At 69.2% G+C, this 24,698-nt stretch carries 24 protein-coding genes and 1 riboswitch; of the genes, 10 read left to right on the top strand and 14 right to left on the bottom strand.

Features of this window, described 5'->3' with window-relative positions:
- The first annotated feature begins 7 nt into the window (after positions 1–7).
- From ACIA58_RS30830 to ACIA58_RS30810, 5 genes are all read left to right on the top strand, one after another.
- On the top strand, positions 8–955 hold the full coding sequence (locus tag ACIA58_RS30830; protein WP_396407317.1) for a DNA-3-methyladenine glycosylase family protein: 948 nt from the start codon (positions 8–10) through the stop codon (positions 953–955).
- Between the two features lie 21 nt (positions 956–976).
- On the top strand, positions 977–2,224 hold the full coding sequence (locus tag ACIA58_RS30825; RefSeq protein ID WP_396407316.1) for a cation:proton antiporter: 1,248 nt from the start codon (positions 977–979) through the stop codon (positions 2,222–2,224).
- An 81-nt stretch (positions 2,225–2,305) separates the two neighbouring features.
- Positions 2,306–2,445: riboswitch (SAM riboswitch) on the top strand.
- Positions 2,446–2,458: 13 nt separating this feature from the next.
- Positions 2,459–3,718: a threonine synthase gene (thrC, locus tag ACIA58_RS30820; RefSeq protein ID WP_396407315.1), complete on the top strand. Its 1,260-nt coding sequence runs from the start codon at positions 2,459–2,461 to the stop codon at positions 3,716–3,718.
- Positions 3,715–3,990 carry a ubiquitin-like small modifier protein 1 gene (locus ACIA58_RS30815; protein WP_396407314.1) on the top strand — a complete coding sequence of 92 codons (276 nt, stop codon included), beginning with the start codon at positions 3,715–3,717 and terminating at the stop codon, positions 3,988–3,990. The genes thrC and ACIA58_RS30815 overlap by 4 nt, the downstream gene beginning before the upstream one ends.
- Positions 3,991–4,003: 13 nt before the next feature.
- Positions 4,004–5,029: a zinc-dependent alcohol dehydrogenase family protein gene (locus ACIA58_RS30810; RefSeq protein WP_396407313.1), complete on the top strand. Its 1,026-nt coding sequence runs from the start codon at positions 4,004–4,006 to the stop codon at positions 5,027–5,029.
- 23 nt (positions 5,030–5,052) lie between these two features.
- Here ACIA58_RS30810 and ACIA58_RS30805 read toward each other — a convergent pair whose 3' ends face one another.
- From ACIA58_RS30805 to ACIA58_RS30795, 3 genes are all read right to left on the bottom strand, one after another.
- Positions 5,053–6,276, bottom strand: coding sequence for a hypothetical protein (locus ACIA58_RS30805; protein WP_396407312.1), 1,224 nt, complete (start codon positions 6,274–6,276; stop codon positions 5,053–5,055).
- Between the two features lie 226 nt (positions 6,277–6,502).
- The gene (locus ACIA58_RS30800; RefSeq protein ID WP_396407311.1) at positions 6,503–7,456 is read right to left on the bottom strand and encodes a dihydrodipicolinate synthase family protein; all 954 of its coding nucleotides are present in this window, start codon (positions 7,454–7,456) and stop codon (positions 6,503–6,505) included.
- Between the two features lie 16 nt (positions 7,457–7,472).
- On the bottom strand, positions 7,473–8,630 hold the full coding sequence (locus tag ACIA58_RS30795) for a mandelate racemase/muconate lactonizing enzyme family protein (RefSeq protein WP_396407310.1): 1,158 nt from the start codon (positions 8,628–8,630) through the stop codon (positions 7,473–7,475).
- Positions 8,631–8,724: 94 nt separating this feature from the next.
- Here ACIA58_RS30795 and ACIA58_RS30790 point away from each other — a divergent pair, with 94 nt between their 5' ends.
- On the top strand, positions 8,725–9,693 hold the full coding sequence (locus ACIA58_RS30790; RefSeq protein WP_396407309.1) for an LLM class flavin-dependent oxidoreductase: 969 nt from the start codon (positions 8,725–8,727) through the stop codon (positions 9,691–9,693).
- A 260-nt stretch (positions 9,694–9,953) separates the two neighbouring features.
- On the top strand, positions 9,954–10,418 hold the full coding sequence (locus ACIA58_RS30785; RefSeq protein ID WP_396407308.1) for a hypothetical protein: 465 nt from the start codon (positions 9,954–9,956) through the stop codon (positions 10,416–10,418).
- Positions 10,419–10,421: 3 nt separating this feature from the next.
- On the opposite strand, the gene ACIA58_RS30780 is transcribed toward ACIA58_RS30785, so the two are convergent.
- From ACIA58_RS30780 to ACIA58_RS30735, 10 genes are all read right to left on the bottom strand, one after another.
- Positions 10,422–11,294 carry a carbohydrate ABC transporter permease gene (locus ACIA58_RS30780; protein ID WP_396407307.1) on the bottom strand — a complete coding sequence of 291 codons (873 nt, stop codon included), beginning with the start codon at positions 11,292–11,294 and terminating at the stop codon, positions 10,422–10,424.
- Entirely contained in the window at positions 11,294–12,169 is an 876-nt protein-coding gene (locus ACIA58_RS30775) for a carbohydrate ABC transporter permease (RefSeq protein ID WP_396407306.1), read from the bottom strand. The genes ACIA58_RS30780 and ACIA58_RS30775 overlap by 1 nt, the downstream gene beginning before the upstream one ends.
- Positions 12,170–12,210: 41 nt before the next feature.
- Positions 12,211–13,476: an extracellular solute-binding protein gene (locus ACIA58_RS30770; protein ID WP_396407305.1), complete on the bottom strand. Its 1,266-nt coding sequence runs from the start codon at positions 13,474–13,476 to the stop codon at positions 12,211–12,213.
- 90 nt (positions 13,477–13,566) lie between these two features.
- Positions 13,567–15,588 carry a hypothetical protein gene (locus ACIA58_RS30765; RefSeq protein WP_396407304.1) on the bottom strand — a complete coding sequence of 674 codons (2,022 nt, stop codon included), beginning with the start codon at positions 15,586–15,588 and terminating at the stop codon, positions 13,567–13,569.
- A 127-nt stretch (positions 15,589–15,715) separates the two neighbouring features.
- Entirely contained in the window at positions 15,716–16,300 is a 585-nt protein-coding gene (locus ACIA58_RS30760; RefSeq protein ID WP_396407303.1) for a hypothetical protein, read from the bottom strand.
- Positions 16,297–17,448: an L-histidine N(alpha)-methyltransferase gene (locus tag ACIA58_RS30755; protein WP_396407302.1), complete on the bottom strand. Its 1,152-nt coding sequence runs from the start codon at positions 17,446–17,448 to the stop codon at positions 16,297–16,299. The genes ACIA58_RS30760 and ACIA58_RS30755 overlap by 4 nt, the downstream gene beginning before the upstream one ends.
- 58 nt (positions 17,449–17,506) lie before the next feature.
- The gene (locus ACIA58_RS30750) at positions 17,507–17,725 is read right to left on the bottom strand and encodes a cold-shock protein (protein ID WP_396407301.1); all 219 of its coding nucleotides are present in this window, start codon (positions 17,723–17,725) and stop codon (positions 17,507–17,509) included.
- Positions 17,726–17,750: 25 nt separating this feature from the next.
- The gene (locus tag ACIA58_RS30745; protein WP_396407300.1) at positions 17,751–18,890 is read right to left on the bottom strand and encodes a Cmx/CmrA family chloramphenicol efflux MFS transporter; all 1,140 of its coding nucleotides are present in this window, start codon (positions 18,888–18,890) and stop codon (positions 17,751–17,753) included.
- Between the two features lie 114 nt (positions 18,891–19,004).
- Entirely contained in the window at positions 19,005–19,196 is a 192-nt protein-coding gene (locus tag ACIA58_RS30740) for a hypothetical protein (RefSeq protein WP_396407299.1), read from the bottom strand.
- Positions 19,193–20,563 (bottom strand): PspC domain-containing protein, encoded by a 1,371-nt coding sequence (locus tag ACIA58_RS30735; protein ID WP_396407298.1) that lies wholly within the window; start codon positions 20,561–20,563, stop codon positions 19,193–19,195. Before ACIA58_RS30735 ends, ACIA58_RS30740 begins: the two co-directional genes overlap by 4 nt.
- Before the next feature lie 179 nt (positions 20,564–20,742).
- Between ACIA58_RS30735 and ACIA58_RS30730 the strand changes: the two genes are divergently transcribed.
- Both ACIA58_RS30730 and ACIA58_RS30725 read left to right on the top strand, forming a co-directional pair.
- A complete protein-coding gene (locus ACIA58_RS30730; protein WP_396407297.1) occupies positions 20,743–22,320 on the top strand; it encodes a PspC domain-containing protein in 1,578 nt (525 codons plus the stop codon).
- Positions 22,317–22,958: a response regulator gene (locus ACIA58_RS30725; RefSeq protein ID WP_396407296.1), complete on the top strand. Its 642-nt coding sequence runs from the start codon at positions 22,317–22,319 to the stop codon at positions 22,956–22,958. The genes ACIA58_RS30730 and ACIA58_RS30725 overlap by 4 nt, the downstream gene beginning before the upstream one ends.
- A gap of 24 nt (positions 22,959–22,982) precedes the next feature.
- Here the strand turns inward: ACIA58_RS30725 and rpsR are convergent, their stop codons facing one another.
- Positions 22,983–23,225 carry a 30S ribosomal protein S18 gene (gene rpsR, locus ACIA58_RS30720; RefSeq protein WP_130443954.1) on the bottom strand — a complete coding sequence of 81 codons (243 nt, stop codon included), beginning with the start codon at positions 23,223–23,225 and terminating at the stop codon, positions 22,983–22,985.
- Between the two features lie 138 nt (positions 23,226–23,363).
- Here rpsR and ACIA58_RS30715 point away from each other — a divergent pair, with 138 nt between their 5' ends.
- Positions 23,364–24,686 (top strand): aminopeptidase C, encoded by a 1,323-nt coding sequence (locus tag ACIA58_RS30715; protein WP_396407295.1) that lies wholly within the window; start codon positions 23,364–23,366, stop codon positions 24,684–24,686.
- Positions 24,687–24,698 lie beyond the last annotated feature (12 nt).

Genomic DNA, 24,698 nt, shown 5'->3' with positions numbered 1-24,698 from the left:
TTGGCGCGTGAGTTCGGTGGTGCGGGTCTGGCGCGCGGGGCGGGTGGTGGATCCGCATTCGGTGATCGGTGGGCTGCGCAAGGGGCCGGGCGATCCGGCGTACGTGTTCGATGCGGCGCGGCGGACGGTCTGGCGGGCTACCCGGACGCCGGACGGGCCGGTGCTGTTGCGGTTGACGCCGCACGCCGGCGGTGTGGAGGCCGAGGCGTGGGGAGCTGGGGCCGGGTGGGCGCTCGACGGGGTGCCGGAGTTGCTGGGGGATCGCGACAGCTGGGACGGGTTCGAGCCACTGCCGGAGCATCGGGCGTTGGTGGATGCGGCGCGACGGTTCCCGCATGTGCGCGTGCCGCGGACGCGGGCGGTGTTCGAGGCGCTCGCGGCGGCGGGGATTGAGCAGGTGGTGACCGGCAAGGAGGCGTTCCGGGCGTGGCGGTTGCTGCTGCGTGAGTACGGCGAGCCCGCGCCGGGGCCGCATCAGCAGGGCAACCGGGTGATGATGGTGCCACCGGCGCCGGAGGAGTGGCGGCTGATCCCGTCGTGGCAGTTCTTGCGGGCCGGAGTCGAGAACCGGCGGTCGCGGGTCGTGCTGACGGCGGCTTCCCGGGCGAAGGCGCTCGAGCGGACGCTGGAGCTGACGGACGGGGCAGAGATCGAGCAACGGCTGCGATCCCTTCCGGGGGTCGGGGTGTGGACGGCGGCCGAAGTACGGCAGCGGGCTCATGGGGACGCGGATGCGTTCTCGTTCGCGGACTACCACGTGTCGCGGAACGTTTCGTACGCCTTGATCGGCGAGGAGCTGGACGACGACGGCTGTGCGGAGCTGATCGAGCCGTACCGCGGCCATCGCTTCCGGGTGCAACGGCTGTTGGAGCTGGCCGGCATCGGTCATCCCCGGTACGGCCCGCGCATGGCGCTGCCTACCCACACTCCGGGCGCGACGCATCGGCTGCGCTAGCCCGGGCACTGGGTTCCCACCATGACCATCAACGGGGACGGCCTGTATCTCGTGGCGGGCCTGGCGCTGCTGCTCGGCGCCGTTCTGCCCCGCCTGCTCCGCCGGTACGCCGTGTCCGCGCCGATCGGCTTCCTCGGCGCCGGCCTGCTCCTCGGACTCGCGGTCGACCAGTCCCACCTCAGCCCGATCGTCGAGTCCGGCCTGACCGAGCACCTCGCCGAGCTGACGATCCTGGTCGCCCTGATGGGCGTCGGCCTGGCGATCGACCGCCCGATCGGGTGGCACCGGTGGAAGGTGACCTGGCGGCTCCTGCTGGTCGGAATGCCCGCTTGTATCGCCGCCGTCGCCGGTGCGGGCTGGCTGCTCGGCCTGGCTCCGGCGACCGCCCTGCTGCTCGGCGCCGTCCTCGCGCCGACCGATCCGGTCCTCGCCTCGGACGTACAGGTACAGGGGCCGTCGACCGGTGCGGAGGCCGAGCCGGAGGAGGACGACGAGGTCCGCTTCGCGCTGACCTCGGAAGCCGGCCTGAACGACGGCCTGGCCTTTCCTTTCGTCTATGCGGCGGTGTTCGGGGCCACCAAGGGTGCGGTGGGCGGCTGGGCGCTCGAATGGTTCGCCTGGGATCTGGTCGGGCGGACCGTGATCGGCGTGCTCGTCGGCCTTGGCGTCGGCTGGCTGCTCGGCAAGATGGCCTTCTCCGCGCCGTCGCGCACCTTCCGCCTGGCCGACTCGCGTGAACCCGTGCTGGCGCTAGCGATGACGCTGGGCGTCTACGGGCTCGCCCAGGTGCTGCACGGGTACGGGTTCGTCGCCGTGTTCATCGCCGCACTGACGCTCCGCGCGGCCGAGCGGCATCACGACTTCCACGAGGACCTGCACGGGTTCGTCGAGCAGCTCGAACACATCCTGACCTGGGGGATCCTGCTGCTCCTCGGATCCGCGATCACCGCCGGGCTGCTCCGGCCGCTGACCGTCGCCGGTGCCGCGCTGGGCGTCCTGCTGGTGCTGGTGATCCGTCCCCTGACCGCCTGGGTCGCCTTGGCCGGTACGCCGCTGCGTCGCTCCGAGCGCTGGGTGACTGCCGCGTTCGGTATCCGCGGCGTCGGATCGGTGTTCTACCTGGCGTACGCCGGTGCCGATTTCGGCGCCGACCTACCGTGGTTGTGGGCGACCGTCGGCTTCACCGTCGTGCTGAGTGTGGTGGTCCACGGCGTCGCCGCGACGCCCCTGATGCGGATGCTCGACGTACGCCGGGACCGGGCCGCCTGAGCGCTCCGCAACTGAGATCGACCGTCTCGGATGGTGGGATCACAAGACACAATATGGACCCGATTGGGTAATCTCGGGGGCAGCTCATCCAGAGGGACTGAGGGAAACGGCCCGTTGACGTCCCGGCAACCCTCCCCGCCGTACGCCCGTCCGGGCCGAAAGCGAGGGAACGGTGCCAAATCCGTCCCGCGCCGAGATCCGGCTCCCGGGGAAGATGAGAGGGGAACCTCACTCATGAGCCTGACCGCCACCCACACGATCCGTGAAGGTGCCTTCGGCAACGGTACGCACCTGAGCTGTCGCGCCTGTGGGGCGAAGTCGCCGCTCGGCCCGTTCTACGCCTGTATGGAGTGCTTCGGTCCGCTCGAGGTCGGGTACGACTACCCGACCATCACCCGGGCGCAGATCGAGGCCGGTCCGAAGAACATCTGGCGCTACCAGCCGCTGCTGCCCGTCCCGGTCGACGTGGCCAGCTACCCGAACACCGAGCCGGGGTACACGCGGCTCATCGACGCCCGCAACCTGGCCCGTGAGCTCGGCCTCCGCAAGCTGTGGGTGAAGGACGACTCCGGGAACCCGACGCACTCCTTCAAGGACCGCGTCGTGGCCTCCGCGCTGAGCGCGACCCGCGAGCTGGGTATGAAGGTCTTCGCCTGCCCCTCCACCGGCAACCTGGCCAACGCCGTCGCCGCGGCCGCCGCCCGGGCCGGGATCCGCTCGGTCGTGTTCATCCCCAAGGACCTGGAGCGGCCGAAGATCATCACCACCGCCGTGTACGGCGGGACGCTGGTCGCGGTCGACGGCAACTACGACGACGTGAACAAGCTGGCCTCCGAGATCGCCGGCGAGGAGGAGGGCTGGGCCTTCGTCAACGTCAACGTCCGGCCGTACTACTCCGAGGGCTCCAAGACGCTGGCCTTCGAGATCGCCGAGCAGCTCGGCTGGCGGCTGCCGCAGCAGATCGTGATCCCGGTCGCGTCCGGTTCGCAGCTCACCAAGATCGACAAGGGCTTCACCGAGCTCGGCAAGCTCGGGCTCGTCGACGCCACCGACTACAAGGTGTACGGCGCGCAGGCGACCGGCTGCTCGCCGGTGGCGCAGGCGTTCCGTGACGGCCACGACGTGGTCAAGCCGGTCAAGCCGGACACCATCGCGAAGTCGCTGGCGATCGGCAACCCGGCCGACGGGCCGTACGTCCTGGATGTCGCCCGCCGGACCGGTGGCGCGATCGAGGACGTCAGCGACGAAGAGGTCGTCGAGGGCATCCAGCTGCTGGCCCGGACCGAGGGCGTCTTCGCCGAGACCGCGGGCGGGGTGACCGTCGCGACGCTGAAGAAGCTGATCGCGACCGGCCGGCTCGACCCCGAGGCCGAGACCGTCATCATCAACTCCGGCGACGGGCTGAAGACGCTCGACGCCGTGGCCGACCGGGTCGGCCCCAAGGTGACCATCCCCGCGTCGTACGACGCCTTCGTGAAGGCAGGCCTGCAGTGAGTGTGAGCGTTCGGGTTCCGACCATCCTGCGTCCGTACACCCAGGGCGTGTCCGAGGTGTCCGCGGAGGGCTCGACGCTGACCGAGGTGCTCGACTCGCTGGACGCGTCGTACCCCGGGATCAAGGGGCGCGTCCTGGACGAGTCGGGTGCGCTCCGCCGGTTCGTGAACGTGTATGTCGACGACGACGACGTCCGCTTCGCCGACGGCCTGCAGACTTCGATCAAGGACGGCGGCCAGGTCTCGATCATCCCGGCGGTCGCGGGCGGCTGATTAAGCTGCGGTAATGCGCGCGGTTGTGGTGGAGCAGTACGGCGTCGTGCCTGTCGTACGGGAGGTTCCGCAGCCTGAGCCGGCATCCGGTGCGGTCGTCCTGCGGGTCGAGGCGACCGGCCTGTGCCGCAGCGACTGGCATGGGTGGATGGGGCACGACCCCGACATCGTGCTGCCGCACGTCCCCGGCCACGAGCTGGCCGGGACGATCGCGGCGGTCGGTGCCGGGGTGACCGGCTGGCGGGTCGGCGATCGGGTGACGACCCCGTTCATCTGCGCGTGCGGCGAGTGTGAGCAGTGCCTGGAGGGCAACCAGCAGGTCTGTCCGAACCAGCTCCAGCCTGGGTTCAACTACTGGGGCTCGTTCGCCGAGTACGTCGCCGTACCGTATGCGTCGGTGAACCTCGTCCGCCTTCCCGACGAGATGGACTTCGCCACCGCCGCGGGATTGGGGTGCCGGTTCGCCACGTCCTTCCGTGCCGTTCACCAGGTCGGCCAGGTTGTCGGGGGCGAACGTGTGGCCGTCTTCGGGTGCGGCGGGGTTGGCCTGTCCGCGGTGATGATCGCTACTGCTCTGGGTGCTTCAGTTGTCGCGATCGACACCAACCCGGCCGCGCTTGGGTTGGCCCGCGAGTACGGCGCCACGCACACCCTTCAGGCCTCGGACCAGGTCGCCGCCCAGATCCACGATCTCGGCGGGGCTCACGTCACCGTCGACGCCCTGGGCTCCAGCGAGATCGTCCAGCAAGCCCTCTCGTCCCTGCGCCCCCGAGGCCGCCACGTCCAGGTCGGCCTGCTCCCGTCCGGCGTCCAGCTCGACGTGGGCCGCCTGATCGGCCAGGAACTGTCCTGGCTGGGCAGCCACGGCATGCCCGCCCACGCCTACCCCGAAATGCTCGCATTAGTTGCTTCCGGCAACCTCCAGCCGGCCGAGCTCATCACCCGCACCATCACCCTCGCCGAAACCCCCGCCGCCCTTGCAGCTATGACCAACGGCACTCCGGCAGGCATCACGGTCATCACCCCGGGCGTTGCCTGACGAGAGCCGGGCAAGCGGATTGCCTACAGGCGGATCAGGTAGACCGTGGGTGGGCGGCCTGTTCGGCCGTGTTGTTGGGTGCCGGTCGGGGCGGCCAGGCCGGCTCGTTCGAGGCGTTTGAGGACTCGGCGGGCGGTGCGGAGTTGGACGGCCAGGTGGTCGGCTACGTCTTGGGTGGTCAGGCCGTCGGGGAGGGTAGCGGTGAGTTCGCGCATGCGGGCGAGGGTTTGGGTGTTGAGGCCTACCCGGCGGGCGAGCAGGGGAAGGCTTTCGGTGCCGCGGGCGGCGGTGGGTTGCTCGCCGGAGGGTTCGATGACGATCTCGACGTCGTCGGACATGGAGACGACACCGGCGACCGCACCGATCGACGCGGCGCGGCCGACGGCTCGACGGGCGAGGGCCTCGGCTTCCGCGGCGGTGCGGCCGACTCCGAAGCCGACGTACGCCGTGCTGTGCCGCGCCGCGAGGTGGTCGAGCAGCGGCATCCGGGAGAACTGCTCGGTCGCCTGCTCCAGCAGCCCGCGCGTGGTGACGACCAGGTGCCGGCCGTCGGGCAGGGCGGCCAGGCTGCCGCCCAGCGTGATGAGATCCGCGGCGAGCGCTTCGTCGGGCTCGGGTAGATCGATCACCCCGAGCGCGACCTGGGCGTCGCCGACGTGCTGACCGGTGGTGGTGAGGATCAGTGCCTGCAGTGTGGAGCGGATCGAATACCGCGACGGTGCGAGCCGGACCGACGGCATCTCGTTCTCGATCAGGTGGAACGCCGAACCCAGGCAGCTGATCGCGACCTTCGTGTCGTGCTTCTCGCGCGCGGTGCGGTGGAACTCGACGATGTCGTCCGACGTCAGCCCGGGCCGGTACGGCAGGACGTGGATGTGCTCGGTCGGCAGCTTCGCCTCGATCAGGGTCTCGATGACCTCGGACCGACGCAGCGTGTCGATCGAGAACTGCGTGACGTTGTGCCCGAGCCGCAGCAGCTCGACAAGTGCGCGCAGCAGCGTCGCGCCGTCGTACGACACGTACATCGCGGGCCGGTCGATCACCCCGGCCTCGGTGGCGATCGTGTACGGGACGACGCCGGTGAACAGGAACGCGTCGACGTCGGAGTGCGCCTGCGAGACCAGCTCGACCGCCTCGGTCTCGTGCCGGTAGGCGAGCGGGAGGAGGGTGGTCCCGCTCGGTGCGCCGACCGCGGTCACGCGCTGGACCAGATCCTCCGGTCCGACGACGCCGACCGTGAGCGCCATCAGGTCACCGGGCCCGAAGCTGAGCAGATCCTCACGGCATCCTCCGACGACTTCTGGTCTGGCCCTCAACTCGCAGAATAGCGCAGCGGAGCCCTGGACTCTTGACGTTCAGGTCTACCTCTCCTAGTTTCGGTCAAGACCACAATTGCCGCTACCCCCTGAGCGGCCCGCAGGCGGTAGCGGTGTGGTGGAGCGTAGGAGGGAGCGCGCCACCCCACTGCCCGTGCTAGGCGTGGAGCTCCTCGAGGCAGCGGATCACCAGTTCGCGCTCGCCCGGCGGCAGATCGGGGCCGTAGGGATCGTGCGCGGCCTCGGCCGGCACCAGGCCCTCCCATTCGGCCGCCCACAGCATCCGCTGCACGTACCCCTCGATCGGCGCATAGAACGTGGCCGCCGCGAACCGGTCCAGCCGGTCCGACGCGGACAGGAAGCCGGAGTGGTCCCCGGCCGTCCAAGCCCGCAGTACGGCGGCTGACAGCTCTACCTGCGCCGACGCGATCCCGACGAGGGCCGTGTCCGCACCCCACATGAACGACGGCCCGTACATCCGGTCCTCGCCGGTGATCAGCAGCTTGCCGGTGTCACGCCCGGCCCAGATCGCGTCCTGGCAGCCGATCGCCCGGTCCAGCGTCGCCGTCTTCACTCCGAGCATCGCGTCCAGCGCCAGCAGCTCGCGGATCAGCGAAGGCGAGTACGGGTACCCGCCGGCCTCGCCATGCAGATAGAACCCGACCAGCGGCAGCCCGCTCTCGGCCGCGACCCGCTCGTGCAACGCCACCGCCTGTGCGTCCCCGTCCGGCAGATCGCCGAGCGCTGCCAGCGGGTAGACCATCACTGCATCGGCCCCACCCGCCGCGGCGGCCAGCGCCATCTCCACAGTGGCATCGGCCGCGTCCTGCAAGCCGTCAGCGTCAGCAGAGCGAGGTACGCCCACGCCTGCGACGATCGGCACGTCGGTGGACTGCCGCCACGTCTCCAGCACCTTCGCGCGGTCACCGGGTGACAGGTACAGTCCGCGCCCGGTGTGGGCCCACACCGCGATCCCGCCGACGGACTGCGTCGTCAGCGCACCGGCGTACGCGGTTAAAGCGTCGTACGCGACGACGCCGTCGGAGTCCATCGGAGTCACGACCGCCGGGAGCAGCGTGCCGCGCAGTCGCGAGACGAGTGGATGCATCATGACCTTTCAGACAGCGTCAGACGGAGTGCCCGAGACCGGGCCCCTGCGGTACGTCGATCCAGCCGTCGCAGTCGGCGAACACACTCGGGGCCAGCGGGTCCTCGTCGACCATCAACGGCCCCACCAGGTCGGCCGCGACGGTTGCGCCCGGCACGGCGGCGGCCAGGTGTACTGCGGCCAGCGTGGCCACGCCCAGCTCTGGCATCGAGCCTACCTTCACCGCCAGCCCGGCGGCCTCGGCCACGTTCGCGATCTGCAGCGCGCGATGGAGTCCGCCGACCTTGAGGATCTTGATGTTGAGTACGTCGGCCGCACCGCGCCGTGCGATCTCCATGGCGTCGTGGAGCGAGTGCATGCTCTCGTCGACCATCACCCGTACGTCGAGGCGCTCCCGCAGCCGCACGAGTCCAGCGAGGTCCCAGCGCGGCAGGGGCTGCTCCAGCAGGGTCAGACCGGCTGTGCTCATCTTGGCGAGGTACGGAAGGGCTGTGGTCGCGTCGTACCCCTCGTTGGCGTCCAGGCACAGCTCGGCGTCGGCGGGGATCGCGGCGCGGACCGCGCGGATCAGCTCGAGGTCCTTGGCCGGGTCCTGGCCGCCCTTGACCTTCAGGTGCGTGAATCCGCGATCGGCGTACTCCGCTGCCTCGGCGGCCATCTCGTCGAGCGTGCCGAGGCCGACGACCCACGTGGTCTGGACGCGGTCGCGGACGCTGCCGCCGAGGATGGCGTGCACCGGCCAGCCGCTCAGCCGGCCGGCCAGGTCGTAGAGCGCGATGTCGAGGCCCGACTTGGCGACCTGCTGGCCGCGCAGTACGCCGTCCATCACGACGTGCGCACCGGCCCGGTCGAGCGGGTCGCGGCCGATCAGGGCCCGGGCGAGGTGCTCCTCGATGGCGGCCTGTACGCCGGCCAGCGTCTCGCCGGTGTACGCGGTCATCGGTGAGGTCTCGCCGATCCCGACCGCTCCGTCGGCGGTGTGCACCTCGACGACCAGGCTGACGAGCTCGGTGCTGATCCCGCTGCTGATCTGGAACGGGCGGCGGTACGGCGCGCTGACCACCCGGGTCTTGATCGCGCTGATCGGCGCCGAGGACGCCGGGGACGCCGTCCCGGCCGGGCCGGATGCCGCTGGTGCCCCGGCCGCCAACCCTGCCGGTTCTGCTGCAAGACTCATTCCGGCTCCTAGGGTCGCAATCTCGGCGGAAAGCATTTACGGTCAAGACCGTAAATACCCTGAGCGCTCTCTGTCAACGGAAGGTGGCACCCCGATGCGGCTGGGTCTGTATCTGAACCTCTACGGCACCCCGGGCGAACGGCCCCGACTGGCCGACGCGGTCGAGCAGGCGCGGCTCGCCGAACAGGCCGGTTTCGAGTGGGTCGTGCTCGGCGAACGGCACCTGCACCGGCCCGGGTACCACGAGATCCTCACGTCGATGACGTGGCTGGCCGCGCACACCGAGCGGATCGGGATCGCGACGGCCGGGATCGTGGCCCCGCTGTACGACCCCGTCGTACTCGCGGAGACGCTGGCGCACATCGACGTACTGTCGGGCGGGCGGCTGACGGCCGGATTCGTGCTCGGGTACCGGCCGGAAGAGTTCGCGCTGTACGGCGTGACGCAGTCCGAGCGGGTGGCGCGGTTCGAGGAGGGACTGGAGATCCTGACGCGGCTGTGGACGTCCGACGGGGTCACGTACGACGGCAAGTTCACGAGCATCCAGGACGCGTACCTGTCGCCGCGCCCGGTCCAGTCGCCTCGGCCCCGGTTGTGGAACGGCGGGCGGGTGTCCGCGGTGCTGGAGCGTACTGCGCGCATGTGCGACGGGTGGACCACGTCCTTCAACGAGCTGGACGCGGACCTTCCGGCGAAGATCGCGGAGTACCTGTCGTATCCGCGCGGCGCGGAGACGCTGGGGCAGGAGGTCATCCTCTGCCGGGAGGGGTACTGCGCTCCCACGTCGCAGGACGCCCGCACGGCGCTGGAGGAGCCCCTGCGGGACCTGTACGACGCCTACACCGGCTGGAAGCGCACCTCGACGGACGTCAGCCGCTACACCCAGGGCTGGGACGACATCGTCGACCGCAGCGTGATCGGCTCCCCGAGCCAATGCGCCGACCGCCTGGCCCACTACGAGCAGATGGGCGCCGACGGCATCATCCTGCGCATCCAGCCGCCCGGCATGCCCCAATCCGATGCCCTCAAGTCCATCGAAGCCTTCGGCGAGCTCATCGGCTAGTCGCCGTTCGGGACGAGCCCGTTCACCCGGCGGCATCACGCGTCCTGGAGGAGGCGGCGGCGGGCGTCGTACGTCAAGGGTGAGCCGGTCCTGCCGGCGGCGCAGACCGGCCGTTGGGAAGGGTGAAGCCCGCGGGGCGGTTGCGGTCGTAGCCTGAGCGGACGGAGCGGGGCGGATGGACGTCCACGTGGTGTTCTGGGCCATCGCGTTCTTCCTGGTGCTGAACTCCGCGATCAAAGCCGTGAGCTAAGGAGAGCGCCATGCCTGAGCCCGAGGAAGCCGCCGGCGGAAGCCATCGACGGCCCGGAGAGGTCGAGGTCCCGGAGTGGCCGAGCCGCTGGGTCGGCTGGACCCTGTTCGCCGGGGTGATGATGATCGTGCTCGGGATGGTCCACGGGTTCCAGGGTTTCGTGGCGATCTTCGACGACACGTACTTCCTGGTCCGCCCGTCCCGCCTGACGATCCACCTCGCCTACGACACCTGGGGCTGGATCCACCTGGGCGTCGCCGTCTTGGTCCTGATCGCCGGCATCGCCCTCCTCAACGGCCGGGTCTGGGGCCGCGTCGTCGGGGTGATCGTCGCGATCGCGAGCATCCTGCTCAACATGGCGTTCCTGGCGGCGTACCCGATCTGGTCCACGATCACCATCGCCGTCGACGTCCTCATCATCTGGTCGCTGACGGTCCACGGCGACGAACTACGTCAGATGCTCAACCGCGAGTAGCCCTCAGACTTTCAGGCCCGACATGGCTATCGAGTCGGTCAGGTAGCGCTGCAGCAGGCCGAAGACGAGCAGGCTGGGGACCACCGTGATGGTCGCGCCGGCCATGATCTGGTTGATCGGGACCGCTTGGGTCTGGAGGGTGGCCAGGCCGACGGTGAGGGTCTGCATCTTGCCGGACTGGCCGATGACGAGTGGCCAGAGGAAGTCGTTCCAGTGCCACAGGAAGACGAAGATCCCGAGCGTCGCCAGGACCGGCCGGATCAGCGGTACGACGATCGTGGTGAAGATGCGCCACTCGGACGCCCCGTCGATCTCAGCGGCCTCGAAGAGCTCGTCGGGGAGTTGCCCGATGAACTGGCGCATCAGGAAGACGGCCTGCGAGTTCGCCAGCGTGGGGACGATCAGGCCCCAGTAGCTGTCCACCCAGTCCAGCCGCGAGACCAGGATGTACGACGGGATCAGCGTCGCCTGGAACGGCACCATCAGCGTCGCGAGGAACGCCCAGAACATGATCTCCCGCCCCGGGAACTTTTTCTTCGCGAACGCGTACCCGGCCATCGACGCGAACAGCAGTACGCAGACGACCGAGATCAGCGAGTAGAGCAGCGAGTTCACCGTCCACCGCGGGATATCCGAGCTGGAGAGCACCCGCGAGAAGTTCTGCAGGGTGAAGTTCGCCGGGTTCAGCGCGTCGGGGAAGGTCCGTCCGCTCGGCGGTGCGAACGCGACGAGCACCATCGCGGCGAACGGCACGATCGTGACGATCGCGGTCAGCGTGAGCAGCGTCGGCAACGTCAACCGGGCCGCCGTACGCCGGCCCGCCGCCGGGGACTCGCTGACCGCCCGGACCGGTGGGCGTTCGAGCACGTTCACCATCAGTCGTCCCTCCCGACGAGCCGGCGCTGTACGAGCGAGACGATCAGCACGATCAGGAACAGCACCAGACCGATCGCGCTGGCGTAACCGAAGTCGAAGTACTTGAAACCGCTGTCGTACAGGAAGTAGACGAGCGAGTAGCTGGAGCGCACCGGGCCGCCGCCGGTCATCACGTACATCGCGTCGAAGACCTGGAACGACCCGATGGTCTCGATCACCAGTACGAAGAACAGCACCGGCCGGAGCTGCGGCAGCGTCACGTAGCGGAACCGCTGCCAGGTGCCGGCGCCGTCGATCATCGCGGCCTCGAGGTACGACTTCGGGACCGCCTGCAGGCCCGCGAGCAGGATCAGCATCGAGTACCCGAAGCCCTTCCAGGCCGAGGTGACGGCGATCGACGGGAGGACGGTGCTGGACTGGCTGAGGAAGTCGAACGGGCCGATGTTCACCAGCCCGAGTACAGCGTTGAGCAGGCCGTCCTGGGCGTCGTAGATCCACTTCCAGATGACCGCGGCGAGCACGATGCTGGTGACGTACGGCAGGAAGAAGACGCCGCGGAAGAAGCCGCGCTTCCAGACCACCTGATGCAGGAGTACGGCGGTGCCGAGCGAGAGCAGGACTGTCAGCGGTACGAAGATCACTGTGTAGGTCACGGTGACCAGCAGGGCTTCGTGGAAGATGCCGTCCGACAACAGGCGCGTGTAGTTGTCGAGGGCAATGAAGTCCCACTTGCCGCTGAGCCGGTAGTCGGTCAGCGAGAGCAGGAACGCTCCGACGGCCGGCAAGAACCGGAACAACAAGAACAGCACGAGCATCGGGGCGACGAACAGCAGGCCGACCCACGGCCGCCGGATCGACCTGCGCCGACCGGACACGGGTCCCGCCCGACCCGTGCCCGGCACCTGGCGTGCCTCCGTCAACGCTGTCTCGACAGGAGGTCGTTGGCTTGTTTGGCGGCGTCGTCGAGGGCCTGCTGCGGCTGCTTCTTGCCGGTGAGGACGGCCTGGATCTCGGTGCTCAGGAAGGACATCACCTGTCGCGCCGACGCGTTCGGCTCGCCCGGTACGGCGTACTGCAGGGCGTCACGGAACTTGGCCGCGTTCGGGTCGGTCGACTCGGACTTGGCGTCGGTCCGCGGCGAGTAGAACCCGGACGCCTTGCTCAGCGGGTCCAGCTGCGCCGCCTGCATCATGAACGACAGGAACTTCTTCGACGCGTCGACGTTCTCCGACGCGGCGTTCAGCACCAGGCCGCCCGGCAGCCCGAACCCGACCTGCTTCTTGCCGGTCAGCGGTGAGCCGATCTCGACGTTCGCCGCGCCCCAGGTCTTGGTCACCGTCGCGACGTCGGCCGGCACGCTCGTCATCGCCATCGCGACCTGACCCTTGCCGAACGGCGAGTCGGCAACCACGTTGCCCGCGTTGATCGCGGTCTTCGGGATCGCGCCCTCGTCCCACAGCGACTTCAGGAAGGTCAGCGCCTCCAGGCCCGGAGCCTGGTTGAACGTCACGGACTTCCCGTCGTCGGCGAACACCTTGCCGCCGGCCTGCCACAGCAGCGGGTAGAAGTTCAGGTTCAGCGTCGCCGCCGGCGAGGCGGAGTAGTCCAGCGTGGAGAAGCCGGCCGCCTTGAGCTTCGGCGCGGCCGCCTTGATCTCGTCCCAGGTCTCCGGCGGCTTGCTGATCCCGGCCTTGGTCAGCACCGCCTTGTTGTACATCGTCGAGGTGACGGTGTGGTAGATCGGTGCGCCGTACACCTTGCCGTCGACGCTCAGCCCCGGGATCGCGGCCGGCAGGAATTTGTCCTTCTCCGGCGCGACCACGTCGTCGATCGGCTCCAGCGAGCCGCTCTTGACGTACTGCGGGATCTGGTCCGGGATCATCAGCAGGACGTCCGGGCCCTTCTTGCCGGAGAACGCCGCCGCGACCTTCTCCTCGCGGTTCGCCCAGGGCTGCATCTCCAGCTTCAGGTCGATCCCGGAGTTCGCCGCCTCGAAGTCGGTCTCGACCTTCTTCCAGTAGGCGTCGCTGGCCGCCTGGTCGGCGATCACCGGGTACATCCAGAGCGTGACGCTCTTCTTCGAGTCCGAGGAGCCCGAGTCGCCTCCGCCGCAGGAACTGAGCGCGGCGGCGAGAACGAGCGCCGTGAGTGGTGCCGCGATGCGGCGGACGGTGGAAATCATCGCACCCCCAGGGTGTCCGGAAGTCAGGGCCGGAAGTAGTTGCACCGAATAACGGTCAGGACCGAAAGTAGCCGGGGTGAATTTCCGCTGTCAACGGCTGATATCAATCCGGAACAGCTCGGAACCGCTCGTCATCAGCAGTTGGTGGTCTCCCCGGACGCCGAGCCGCCGGTGCGCGTGCTCGACGAACAGCGTCGGGACCGCCTTCTTCCCGGGCTCGATCCGGTAGATCTTGTTCAGGTCGATGCTCACGTACACCGCCTCCCGGGTGGACACGATGTCCCCGCTGGAGGTCGTCGTACCGAGCGTGAAGGACTTCTTCAGCTTGCCGCTGTCCGGGGCCACCGCGAAGACCGTCTTCCCGGCCACGCCCCAGAGCAGGCCGTCCGGGCCGATCGTGACCGACGACACAGTCGCCGCACCGGGCACCGGCACGGTCTCCCAGAGCTTCTTCTTCTTGGCCACGTCCCACGCGAATACTGTGCCCGCCTCCCGGGTCGGCGGTGTGGTGGTCAGCCCGCCGGCGATCGACGTGCCGCCGTACACGATGCCGCAGTTGGCGGTCAGGCCGAAGACCGACTCGTCCTGTACGACGTTGCGGTACTTCTCCGCCGTACCGGTCTTCGGGTCGTAGATCACCAGTGCGCCGCCCAGCCGGTCGCCGTCCGGGACGGTGCCGACCGCGATCTTGCCGTTCACCTCGGCCAGCGCCCGGGCGCGGGTCTGGAACAGGTCCGGCTTGAGGTTGAGCGCCTGCACGGGGTTGTCCGGCGTCCCGGGCGGGCCGGGGGAGTACTCCGGGCTGCTCCACGGCTTCGACGTGTCGTAGGAGTAGAGGCGGGCCTCCGGATAGGCGCCGATCCAGACCTTCCCGTCGGAGCCCTCCATCAGCGCCTCGACCTGCGAGAACCGGTTGAACGTCGTCGCGCCGGTGTCCGGGTTGACGACGGACACGCCGCCGTTGAGGAAGCCGCCGGCGTAGATGTTGTTCTTGCCGCCGGCGACGGACAGGATCTCGATCGGCTCCCGCCGTACCTTGGTCTGGAAGATCTCGGACTTGCCGGTCTGCGGGTTGTACCGGAACTCCTCGCCGCGCCACAGGGTGCCGACGACGCTGGTCCCGGGGTAGTCGGGCAGGTCGAGGTCGGCGTACCCGATCGAGCGGGCGTTCTGGATCCGGCCGGTGAAGGTCAGGCCGGTCCCGGTCAGGGTCTTGGTGGCCGGGTCGTACTTCTTCAGCTCACTCGCCTGGATCATGTAGAGCGAGCCGTCGGCGCCGATCGGCGAGATGTCCAGGCCGTGCTCGTTCTGGATCTCGTCGACCCAGGTCCTGGACGCGATGTCCCAGACGTACATCGGGCCGGGGAACGCGGTGCTGACCCGGGTGTACACACGGCCGCCGCGGACGTTGAGGTCGTACACGACCTTGTCCTTCGGGTCGCCCATCGTGGGCGGCGCCGGTATCTCGGTGACCGCGCCGGTGGCCACGTCGACCTCGGAGAAGTACGCGTCCGGCTCGGTGCCCGTGTAGAGCTTGCCGTTCGCGTAGTCGATGCTCTTCACATAGCCCTGGCCGGCCTTGATCGTGCCGTAGTCGCGCACCGCGCCGGTCTGGTGGTCGTAACTGAACACCCTCCCGTGCGGGTACGTGCCGCCGTACACGTTGCCCTGCTCGTCGACGGTGATCCGCAGGATGAACGTCTCGGAGGCGAGCGGCCGGCCGAGGTCCTCCGCGGTGGTCGCGCCGGGCTTCAGCCGGTACAGGTGGCCGTTGTTGTAGGTGCCGGCGTAGATGGTGCCGTCCGGCGCGGCGGCGACCGCGTAGCTGCCGTCGGCCCCGGGCAGCGCCGCGGACAGCAGGCTGTCGCCGGTGGCCGGGTCGATGGCGTTCAGGTACGCCGGGCTGCCGCTGGACACGTTCCAGATCGCGGTCTTGCCGTTCGGGCCGGGTGCGACGGTGCCGCCGATCAGCAGTACGTCGGACAGCGGAACGCCCAACGAGGTCACGGTGGCTGTCGGCGGGTGATGGCCGGCCTGGGCGGCGGGAGTGGTCAGAGTGGTGACGAGTACGGCGGCGAGTGCCACCGCGATGAGCGAGCGGGCTGATCGCATGCGATGCCTCCGGGGTGCCGTATTTACGGTCCTGTCCGAAAGTGAAGCGCTGACGGCATCGGGAAGTCAACGCTTCGCCGCAATTTGCCACTTCTGGCAGCAGAAGCTCCGGTTTCGGCCTCAGCCGTTAAGCCGGCGGGAGGTTCGCGAGCAGGTGCTGCAGCTTCTCCCGAGTGGCGGCGAAGTAGCTGTTCTCGCGGTGCAGCGCGCGGTGGAAGGCGGCCAGCTCGGCCGGTGAGATCGTGTTCGAGAAGGTGCTGATCTCGGTCAGGTCGAGTCTGCGGTTGAACAGGTGGACGGTGTCCCGCCAGCGGTGCAGCAGTCCGACCAGGTCGGCGTCCCGGCGCAGTCCGAGTGCGCCGGACACCAGCGCGAGGTCGACCGCGGACACGACCAGCCGCGGATACACCTGCCGCGAGGTCGGCGCGTCCGGCGAGAACCGGTCGTCGTTGAGCAGCCTGGTGTTCTCCTGCAGCTCGTCCACGACGGCCCGCAGTACTTCGGTACGCCGCTCCGCCTCCGCCGTGAGGCGCTCGACGAAGATCCCGGTCAGCCCCGCGACGAGAGTGAGTGAGTTGACGGCCGGCTCCCAGTGCGAGTTCTCCGGCCAGAAGAACCAGATCACGCCGAGCACGAACGCCACCCCGAGCAGCCCGTACGTCACCACGCTGACGACGGTCCGCCGGTACGCCGTCCAGAACGGACGGGTCATGTCGCCCAGATGTCGTCGGCGAGGCTGTGCGCCGTCTGGCCGGCCGCCTCCGGGGCGAGCAGCAGGAGCTCGAGGCCGAACGGGTTCGGACGGCGGGTGTACCGGAACTGGGACTGGATCGCCTCGACCGGGGTGAGCTGGCAGGCCTCGGTGAGCCGCTTCAGCCGGTTGGTGGAGTACTTGCGGGTGGTATAGAGCCGGATCGTGTCGCCGATCGGCAGCACGACCTCGGTGTGGTCCGGCAGCTCCATCCGGATCTCGTCGTCGGTGTCGTTCTGCCAGAGGATCTTCACCAGCAGCGCGTCGTCGTCCTCGACCTGGCCGATGAACTTGACCCGGTCGTTGTTGATCTTGAGGTCGGTGTTGTAGCGCAGGGCGCTGGTGACGAACTCCGCGAACGCCCGGGTCTGGTGGTACTCGTCGGCGGCCGCGTCCGCCGACGCCTGGTCCAGCCGGGTGGTGCTGGCCACCTCGAGCAGCAGCCGGTCCTGCGGCCGCAGCACCCGGGTGAGAGTGCTGAGCAGCTCCTCGTCGCTCTCGAAGTTGGCCAGCGTGTTGCCGGTGAGGGTGAACAGGATCGGGTCGTCGCCGACCAGCCGGGCCAGCATCTGCGCCAGCTCGTCCATGTTGTCGGTGATCGAAAAGTCCAGTTGCACCGGCAGCACCTGGGACACCGGGAACCGGGCGCTGCGGACGGGCTCCAGGGTGCCCATCCGCAGCATCTCCGAGCTCATGTCGACCGGGATGTAGTACATGTCCCGGTTCTGCCGGCGCATGTCGCTGAGGATCGTGCGGTCCTTCACGCCGGTGCCGACGCCGAGGCTGACCAGGTGGAAGCCGCCGTTCTCGACGTGCGGGCGGACCTTGCGCCAGTGCCGCAGGAACGACTCCGCGCCCGCCTTCATGACCAGGTAGAACGGGTCGTTGGTGGCGTTCGCCCAGGCGATGGTCGGGCCGATGCCCCAGTACGAGAAGCCGGAGGTGATCTGCTTGCCGTCCCCGGAGTCGGAGAACGGGCCGCGTAGATCGCCGGTCAGGGTCGCGAGCTTGTCGGTCTGATCCTCGCCGACGAGCAGCAGGGACCAGGCGAAGTCGTCGTCGGCCAGCGCATGCTCGAGCTTGCGGATCACGGGTACCGGCTCTGTCACGTCTCAACCCCTCACCTGGTGAGACGTCAGGTTATCGGTTGGCGGACCGGACCGCCGGTCAGATCGGGGTGACGGCGTCGGCTTCCCGGCCCTTCGGCCCGTCGACGATCTGGAACTCGACCGGCTGGCCGTCCTCGAGGGTCTTGTACCCGTCGGAGACGATCTTGCTCCAGTGCACGAACACGTCGTCGACGTCGTTGCCGTCGCCGCCGGTCTCGACGGCAAGAAAGCCGTAGCCCTTGTCGGCGTTGAACCACTTCACGGTGCCGCGCACCATCAGAACTCCTCGACCACGGGACCGCTTATCCAGGCCCCTCGCGGTGAACAAGCCTAACCGAGCCGCCCGCCACACATACCGCCGTGCCCACGAGCGTTGCGCTGACCCACAGCGGCCCGCGGTACCCGGCCGCCCCGATCGCGAGCCCGCCGAGGACGGGCCCGGCAGCGGCTCCGACGTTCAGCGCCGCGGTGGCGAGTCCACCTGTCAGGACGGGTGACTCGGCCCCGGCGTACAGCGCGTACGCGATCAGCGTCGAGCCGACCGCGAAGGACAGCGCGCCTTGCAGGAAGGCCAGAACCACGGTCGGTACGACGTGTGCGGCGGTCAGCGCGAACGCGCACCATCCGAGCAGCAAGATGCCACCGGCAACCAGTGTGAGGAGCCGGCTGCCGCGATCGGCGTACCGGCCGGCGACGGTCACGCCGGCGAACGAGCCGAGCCCGAAGACCGCGAGCATGGGTGGCACCCAGCCCACGCCGAGACCGGTCACCTCGGTGAGCACCGGCGCCAGGTACGTGAACGAGCAGAACGTCGCCCCGTTGACGAGGGCGCCGAGGAGCAGCACTACGCCGAGCCGCGGACCGATCCGGAACCGCCCGATCGTGGTCGGGCCGGTGCCGCGGGCCGGGACCGAACGCCGGATCGCGATCAGCGTCGGCAGCGAGATGATCGCCACCGCCCAGAACGCGGATCGCCAGCCGAGATGCGCGCCGAGCAGGGCGCCCGCCGGTACGCCGACGATGCACGCGAGCGTCGTACCGCCGAGCAGGACCGACGTCGCGCGACCCTTGGCGTCCGGACGGACCAGGCCGGTCGCGGTGGCGAGTGCGATGGCCAGGAATCCCGCGTTCGCCAGAGCGGCCAGGACCCGGGTGATGAGGAGAACCGTGAAGCTGGTGGTCAGCGCGCCGATCACGTGGACCGCGAGGAACACGGTCAGCGTCACCAGCAACGTCCGTCGGCGAGGCCAGCGGGCGCCGAGGAGGGCGATCGCCGGGGCGCCGACGATCATGCCGAGCGCGAACGCGGACGTCAGCCAGCCTGCAGCCGGGATCGAGACGCCCAGGTCCTGGGCGATGTCCGGGCCGAGCCCGGAGAGCATGAATTCAGAGGTTGCCTGGGCGAACACGGCCAGGCCGAGCAGGTACAGCACGAAAGGCATGGAAATACTCCCGTGAACCATCGATGGAACAAGTCATCGGTGGTTACGGTCTGTCGGCCTCCGGGCTGGTCATGGCGGTGAGCCTAGGCAACGGCGTACGCGCCGTCGATCGAATTAGTTGCGGTGGGAGGCGGCCAGGCCGAGCAGGCCCGCGGTGACCAGGAGCAGGGCGCTGGTGACGCCGAGGTCGTCGGTCTGCAGGACGCCGTTCTCGGTCAGCATCCAGATCGTGGCGGCGCCGGTCAGGACGGTCCCGGCCACCACGCCGGGCACATCCGCCTTGGTCTTTCGTGGCTGCTGGCTCATCCGCGCTCCACCTTGATACTGCCCAGCCTGACGTCCAGGTCCAGGGTGACCTGCTGCGGGCCGGCCTTGCCGTCCGTGCCGAGGTCGTTGAGGTTCAGCTCGGCATTATGGCCGTCCTGGTTCTGGTCGAGGAAGGCCACGTCTCCCATTTCGGCCGACAGGTTGCCGGTCACGTCGACGTTCGGGGGCAGCTTGACGATCACTTCGCCGGCGCCGCCGTGCACGTCGACCTTCGCGCCCGGGCCGAACTTCGCCTGGGTCAGGTCCAGGTGCACCGACCCGGCGTCGAACTGGTAGCTCGTCCCGGTCGCGGTGATGGTCTGGCTGGCGGGCGCGACGTAGTTGGTGTCGGCGAAGTTGCGTGGCACGTTCGGGAACACCGTGCTCGCCACCGCGCCGACCGCGAGCAGGATGCCCAGCGGTAGCAGCGCCAGCGTGCGGCCGACGAAACCGCCGAGCAGCATGCCCGCGCCGAGGGTGGCCAGGCCGATCACCAGCATCGTCGCCGTGGAGGCGCCCGCCAGCGCGGCGATGCCGATGGCGAGACCCGTCAGCACGACGACGATCGACTTGATCCCGCGCATGCCCTTGGCGGGCGGTCCGCTGGGCTTGGTGCCGACCGGCGAGGTGGCGCCGGCCGGCTCGTCGACGTACAGGCCGAGAGGGTCGTCCTCGGTCCACACAGGCTGGACCGGTTCGACGGTGCGGTCCTGGGGTCGCTGTGTGGCCGAGGACGACGGACCCGTCGGGGGAGCTGACGGGTCGTACCGGGGCGCCTCGGGAGGCGTGTACGCCGTGGTGGTCTGCTGACCGGCGTCGGCCGGGGGCGTGGTGTCCTGCGGGCGACCGGTCCAGTTCGTGCCCTGGCCGGTCCAGTTGGCGTTCGGGCCGCCCGTCCACTGCTGGCTCCGGCGGCCGCGACCGCCGTTCTTGCGCTGCTTGGCGATCACCCAGATCACCGCGAGCACGATCAGCGGCCCGGGCACGAACCGGCCGAAGTCGAACGACGACATCATCGCGATCGCGGCGAAGATGCAGGCCCCGATGACGACCGGCCACAGCCACGGGTGGTCGGGCCGGATCCGGTCACCGAGCAGACCCTGCGCGGCGGAGCGGTCGCTGCCCTCGTCCGGCATCAGGACCCAGGCGGCGATGTAGAAGATGATCCCGGGGCCGCTGATGATCAGTACGGCCATCACCACGCGGATCAGCACGGGGTCGATGTTCAGCGCGCGGCCGATGCCGCCGCAGACACCGGCGACCCAGCGGTCCGACCTGCTGCGCCGCCAGGTCTGCGGGTTCTGCAGGCGGTCGCGGTCGAACCCACCGGGTCCACTCTGGTTCTGCTCCATGTCATCGATACTCACACCCCGGTCCGGCGCGGAACATCGGGATGCACCCTGACGGCCCCCCGAGTCCGGCCGGGGCCGGACGGGGTTTCGGGGTTCTCCCCGAGCCGACCCTGAGCCAAGCGGGCGGTCGCTGAGGAGGCGGCCCGGGACAAGCCTGCTGGTGTGCGGCCCGTCCACATGTGACGATCGTGGTGATGAGCCAACCAGCAGCCGCGCCGCCGGGCGGGACCTCCACGAACGGAGGCCGGCCCGAGCCGACGCCTGCGCAGGCGGGTCAGGCGGGGCAGGCGGGTGAGTCCGGGCAGCCTGGGCAGTCTGGACAGTCCGGTCAGGAGTCGTGGCGCTACAAAGGCTGGGGTCCGGAGGGCCCGGGGCAGTACCAAGGCCCGTACGCCGCCTACGCCGCGCGGATGGCCGCGGAGTATGCCGCCCGTGGCCCATGGACGCCGCCTCCCAACGGCCAGTCCCATCAGCCCGGTCCGACGTATCCGCCCCGGCAGCCCGCCGACCCGCCGCGCCGGGCGTACCGGCGTACCGAGGGTCGTGTCGTCGCCGGTGTGGCAGGCGGGATCGCGGACCACCTGGGCGTGTCGGACACCGTCGTACGGCTGGTGCTGATCGCGACCACGGTGTTCGGCGGCTTCGGCGTACTGATCTATGCGGCGTTGTGGTTCCTGATGCCGCTGGCGCCGGAGACCATGCCGGCCGCGCCCGGCCTGGCCGCGCACACGCGCAGCGGAATGCGCTCCGACGAGCCGCCCGCGCCGGTGACCGAGGCGAAGGAGCGGAAGCGGGAGAAGAGCCGCGGCCAGCTCCCCGCGCTCGTAGCCATCGGGATCGGGCTGCTGATCCTCCTGCAGGTGGCCGGGTTCGGGATCGCCGGCAAGCTGTTCTGGCCGCTGGTGTTCGCCGCGACCGGTCTCGCGCTGATCTGGCGGCAGGCGGACGAGAACCAGAAGGACAAGTGGACGCAGGACATCCGGGTCCCGATCCTCGGCCTGGTGCTCGGCAAGGGCGGCTGGAAGTCGCTGATCCGGATCGCCGTCGGCCTGATCCTGATCGGCACCGCGGTCACCCTGTTCCTGGTCCAGAACGGCCGGCTCTCGATGGTCGGCGACGTACTGATCGCGCTGCTGCTCGCCGTCGTCGGTATCGGCGTCATCGCCGGGCCGTGGGTGCACCGGCTGAGCCGCGACCTGAACTCGGAGCGCGCCGAGCGCGTCCGCTCCCAGGAGCGCGCCGACATGGCAGCGCACCTGCACGACTCGGTGCTGCAGACGCTGGCGCTGATCCAGAAGCAGGCCGACGACCCGAAGGCAGTGGCCCGGCTGGCGCGCTCGCAGGAGCGCGAGCTGCGGTCCTGGTTGTACGACGAGGACGACACGGCCGACCAGACCATCGCCGGCGCGGCGAAGCGGGCCGCGGCCGAGGTCGAGGACTCGCACGGCGTGCCGATCGAGGTGATCACGGTCGGCGACTGCGACCTGACCGAGCCGCTGTCGTCGATGGTGCGGGCCGCGCGCGAGTCGATGGTGAACGCGGCCAAGCACTCGGGCGCCGCCAAGATCGACGTGTTCGTCGAGGTGGACGGCGACCGGGTGGAGATGTTCGTCCGCGACCGGGGCAAGGGGTTCGTCGTCGACGAGGTGCCGGACGACCGGCTCGGCTTGCGGCACAGTGTGATGGGCAGGATGGAACGGCACGGCGGCCGCGCAACAGTGCGGTCCGATCCGGAGACTGGCACCGAAGTGCGACTGGAGATGGACAGATGAGCAGCAGGCGCGTTGTCGTCGTCGACGATCACGACATGTTCCGGGCCGGGGTACGCAGCGAGATCGGCGCCTCGGTCGACATCGTCGGGGAGGGATCCGACGTCGACACCGCGGTCAAGGCGATCGTCGGCGCCGAGCCGGACGTCGTGCTGCTCGACGTCCACCTGCCCGGCGGCGGTGGCACCGAGGTGATGAAGCAGGTGCACCAGCGGCACCCGGACATCAAGTTCCTCGCGCTGTCGGTCTCGGACGCGGCCGAGGACGTGATCGGGGTGATCCGGGCCGGCGCTCGCGGGTACGTCACCAAGAACATCTCCGGCACCGAGCTGATCGACGCGATCAACCGGGTCGCCGACGGCGACGCGGTCTTCTCGCCGCGGCTGGCCGGCTTCGTGCTGGACGCCTTCTCGGGCGCGATCGACATCGCCTCGGTCGACGAGGACCTGGACCGCCTGTCGCAGCGCGAGCGCGAGGTACTGCGCCTGATCGCGCGCGGCTACGCGTACAAGGAAGTCGCCCGGGAGCTGTTCATCTCGGTGAAGACGGTCGAGACCCACGTCTCCTCGGTACTGCGCAAGCTGCAGCTGTCCAACCGCCACGAACTGACCCGCTGGGCAACCGACCGCCGCCTGGTCTGATCCGCGGTCCGGCTGAACCAGGGGTCAGCGGCCGGCGGAGGTGTAGGGCAGGAGGGCCATCTCGCGGGCGTTCTTGATCGCGCGGGCGACCTGCTTCTGCTGCTGGACCGACAGTCCGGTGACCCGGCGGGAGCGGATCTTGCCGCGGTCGGAGATGAATTTGCGCAGCAGCGCGGTGTCCTTGTAGTCGATGTAGGTGATGCCGTCGCGGTCCAGCGGATTCTGCTTCGGCTTGCGCTTGCCGGTCGGGGCCGGGCGTCGGGCCATCGCGCTGCTCCTTTGTTGAATGTCGTTTTCAACTAGCGTAGCGCAAGCGTCCAGCGGTGGCGTGTTTCGGCCAGGGCATGGATTCGCCACCCCGGTTCCGGCGGTCCCGGCTTGGCGGCTGTTATACCGTCGACTCTTATGGAGCGGAATCTCACAGCCGATCAGCTCGCGCTCTTCGAGAAGGAGTTCGCGTCGAACCCGCAATACCGGGTGATGCAGAACGCCGTCACGCAGACGCCGGTCAACAGCATCGCCCTCGACCGTCAGGTCGTCACCTCGATCGACCATTCGGTGTCGAATCTTCTCGACGACTGGAAGGTCACGAACCAGAAGAAGAGCGGCCGGTGCTGGATGTTCGCCGGGCTGAATCTGCTCCGGGTCGGCGCGGCCGGGAAGCTCGGGGTCAAGGACTTCGAGTTCTCGCAGAACTACGTGCTGTTCTGGGACAAGTTCGAGCGGGCCAACTTCTTCCTCGAGGCGATGATCGAGACCGCCGGCCGGGACGCCGACGACCGGACGGTGGCGCACCTGCTGTCCGACCCGATCAGCGACGGCGGCCAGTGGAACATGTTCATCGCCATCGTCCGCAAGCACGGCCTGGTGCCGAAGGCGGCGATGCCCGAGACCGAGAGCTCGTCGGCGACCGGCCAGCTCAACGACGCCCTGCGCAAGGTGCTCCGCCAGGGCGCGCGCGACCTGCGGGCGCTGGAGGGTGACGAGGCGCGCCGCGAGCGCAAGCGGGAGATCCTGACCACCGTGCACCGGGTGCTGAGCATCCACCTCGGTACGCCGCCGCAGAAGTTCCTGTGGCAGTGGAAGGACTCCGACAAGGGCTTCCACCGCGACGGGTGGACCACGCCGCTCGAGTTCGCGGCGGCGTACGTGCAGCTGCCGGTCGACGACTACGTCTGCCTCGTGCACGACCCGCGCTCGACCAGCCCGGCCGGCAAGACCTTCACGGTCGACTACCTCGGCAACGTCGTCGACGCCCCGCCGGTGGTGTACCTGAACGTCGAGATCGACCTGATGAAGCAGCTCACCCAGGACGCGATCGTCGGCGGCGAGCCGGTCTGGTTCGGGTGCGACGTCGGCAAGCAGATGAACTCCGACCTGGGCTTCTGGGACGCCAAGCTGTACGACTACGGCTCGGTCTACGACACCGAGTTCACGCTGGACAAGGCCGAGCGCCTGGTGCACCACGAGACGCTGATGACCCACGCGATGCTGTTCACCGGTGTCGACCTGGTCGACGGCAAGCCGCGGCGCTGGCGGGTCGAGAACAGCTGGGGCGACGAGAAGGCCGACAGCGGCTTCTGGACCATGAACGACTCCTGGTTCGGCGAGCACGTCTTCGAAATCGCCGTCCGCCGCTCCGCGCTGCCTGCCGAGCTCCAGGCCCGCCTGGACGACGAGCCCATCGTCCTCCCGGCCTGGGACCCGATGGGCGCCCTGGCCGACTGACCAACCACTCAA

The organism is Kribbella sp. NPDC051586, assembly GCF_044453965.1.
Classification (GTDB): domain Bacteria; phylum Actinomycetota; class Actinomycetes; order Propionibacteriales; family Kribbellaceae; genus Kribbella.
Note: the sequence above shows the minus strand (reverse complement) of the source record. Positions and strands in the feature narration are given on the sequence as shown.

Bases quoted from the DNA above. Each gene is read 5' to 3' on its own strand.
- ACIA58_RS30825 (WP_396407316.1), top strand. From the start codon at position 977: ATGACCATCAACGGGGACGGCCTGTATCTCGTGGCGGGCCTGGCGCTG.
- rpsR (WP_130443954.1), bottom strand. From the start codon at position 23,225: ATGGCCCGACGCCCGGCCCCGACCGGCAAGCGCAAGCCGAAGCAGAAT.
- thrC (WP_396407315.1), top strand. From the start codon at position 2,459: ATGAGCCTGACCGCCACCCACACGATCCGTGAAGGTGCCTTCGGCAAC.
- ACIA58_RS30780 (WP_396407307.1), bottom strand. From the start codon at position 11,294: ATGGTGAACGTGCTCGAACGCCCACCGGTCCGGGCGGTCAGCGAGTCC.
- ACIA58_RS30715 (WP_396407295.1), top strand. From the start codon at position 23,364: ATGGAGCGGAATCTCACAGCCGATCAGCTCGCGCTCTTCGAGAAGGAG.
- ACIA58_RS30760 (WP_396407303.1), bottom strand. From the start codon at position 16,300: ATGACCCGTCCGTTCTGGACGGCGTACCGGCGGACCGTCGTCAGCGTG.
- ACIA58_RS30805 (WP_396407312.1), bottom strand. From the start codon at position 6,276: ATGGCGCTCACGGTCGGCGTCGTCGGACCGGAGGATCTGGTCCAGCGC.
- ACIA58_RS30745 (WP_396407300.1), bottom strand. From the start codon at position 18,890: ATGCCTTTCGTGCTGTACCTGCTCGGCCTGGCCGTGTTCGCCCAGGCA.
- ACIA58_RS30800 (WP_396407311.1), bottom strand. From the start codon at position 7,456: ATGATGCATCCACTCGTCTCGCGACTGCGCGGCACGCTGCTCCCGGCG.
- ACIA58_RS30740 (WP_396407299.1), bottom strand. From the start codon at position 19,196: ATGAGCCAGCAGCCACGAAAGACCAAGGCGGATGTGCCCGGCGTGGTG.
- ACIA58_RS30810 (WP_396407313.1), top strand. From the start codon at position 4,004: ATGCGCGCGGTTGTGGTGGAGCAGTACGGCGTCGTGCCTGTCGTACGG.
- ACIA58_RS30750 (WP_396407301.1), bottom strand. From the start codon at position 17,725: ATGGTGCGCGGCACCGTGAAGTGGTTCAACGCCGACAAGGGCTACGGC.
- ACIA58_RS30795 (WP_396407310.1), bottom strand. From the start codon at position 8,630: ATGAGTCTTGCAGCAGAACCGGCAGGGTTGGCGGCCGGGGCACCAGCG.
- ACIA58_RS30730 (WP_396407297.1), top strand. From the start codon at position 20,743: ATGAGCCAACCAGCAGCCGCGCCGCCGGGCGGGACCTCCACGAACGGA.
- ACIA58_RS30785 (WP_396407308.1), top strand. From the start codon at position 9,954: ATGCCTGAGCCCGAGGAAGCCGCCGGCGGAAGCCATCGACGGCCCGGA.
- ACIA58_RS30770 (WP_396407305.1), bottom strand. From the start codon at position 13,476: ATGATTTCCACCGTCCGCCGCATCGCGGCACCACTCACGGCGCTCGTT.
- ACIA58_RS30725 (WP_396407296.1), top strand. From the start codon at position 22,317: ATGAGCAGCAGGCGCGTTGTCGTCGTCGACGATCACGACATGTTCCGG.
- ACIA58_RS30765 (WP_396407304.1), bottom strand. From the start codon at position 15,588: ATGCGATCAGCCCGCTCGCTCATCGCGGTGGCACTCGCCGCCGTACTC.
- ACIA58_RS30790 (WP_396407309.1), top strand. From the start codon at position 8,725: ATGCGGCTGGGTCTGTATCTGAACCTCTACGGCACCCCGGGCGAACGG.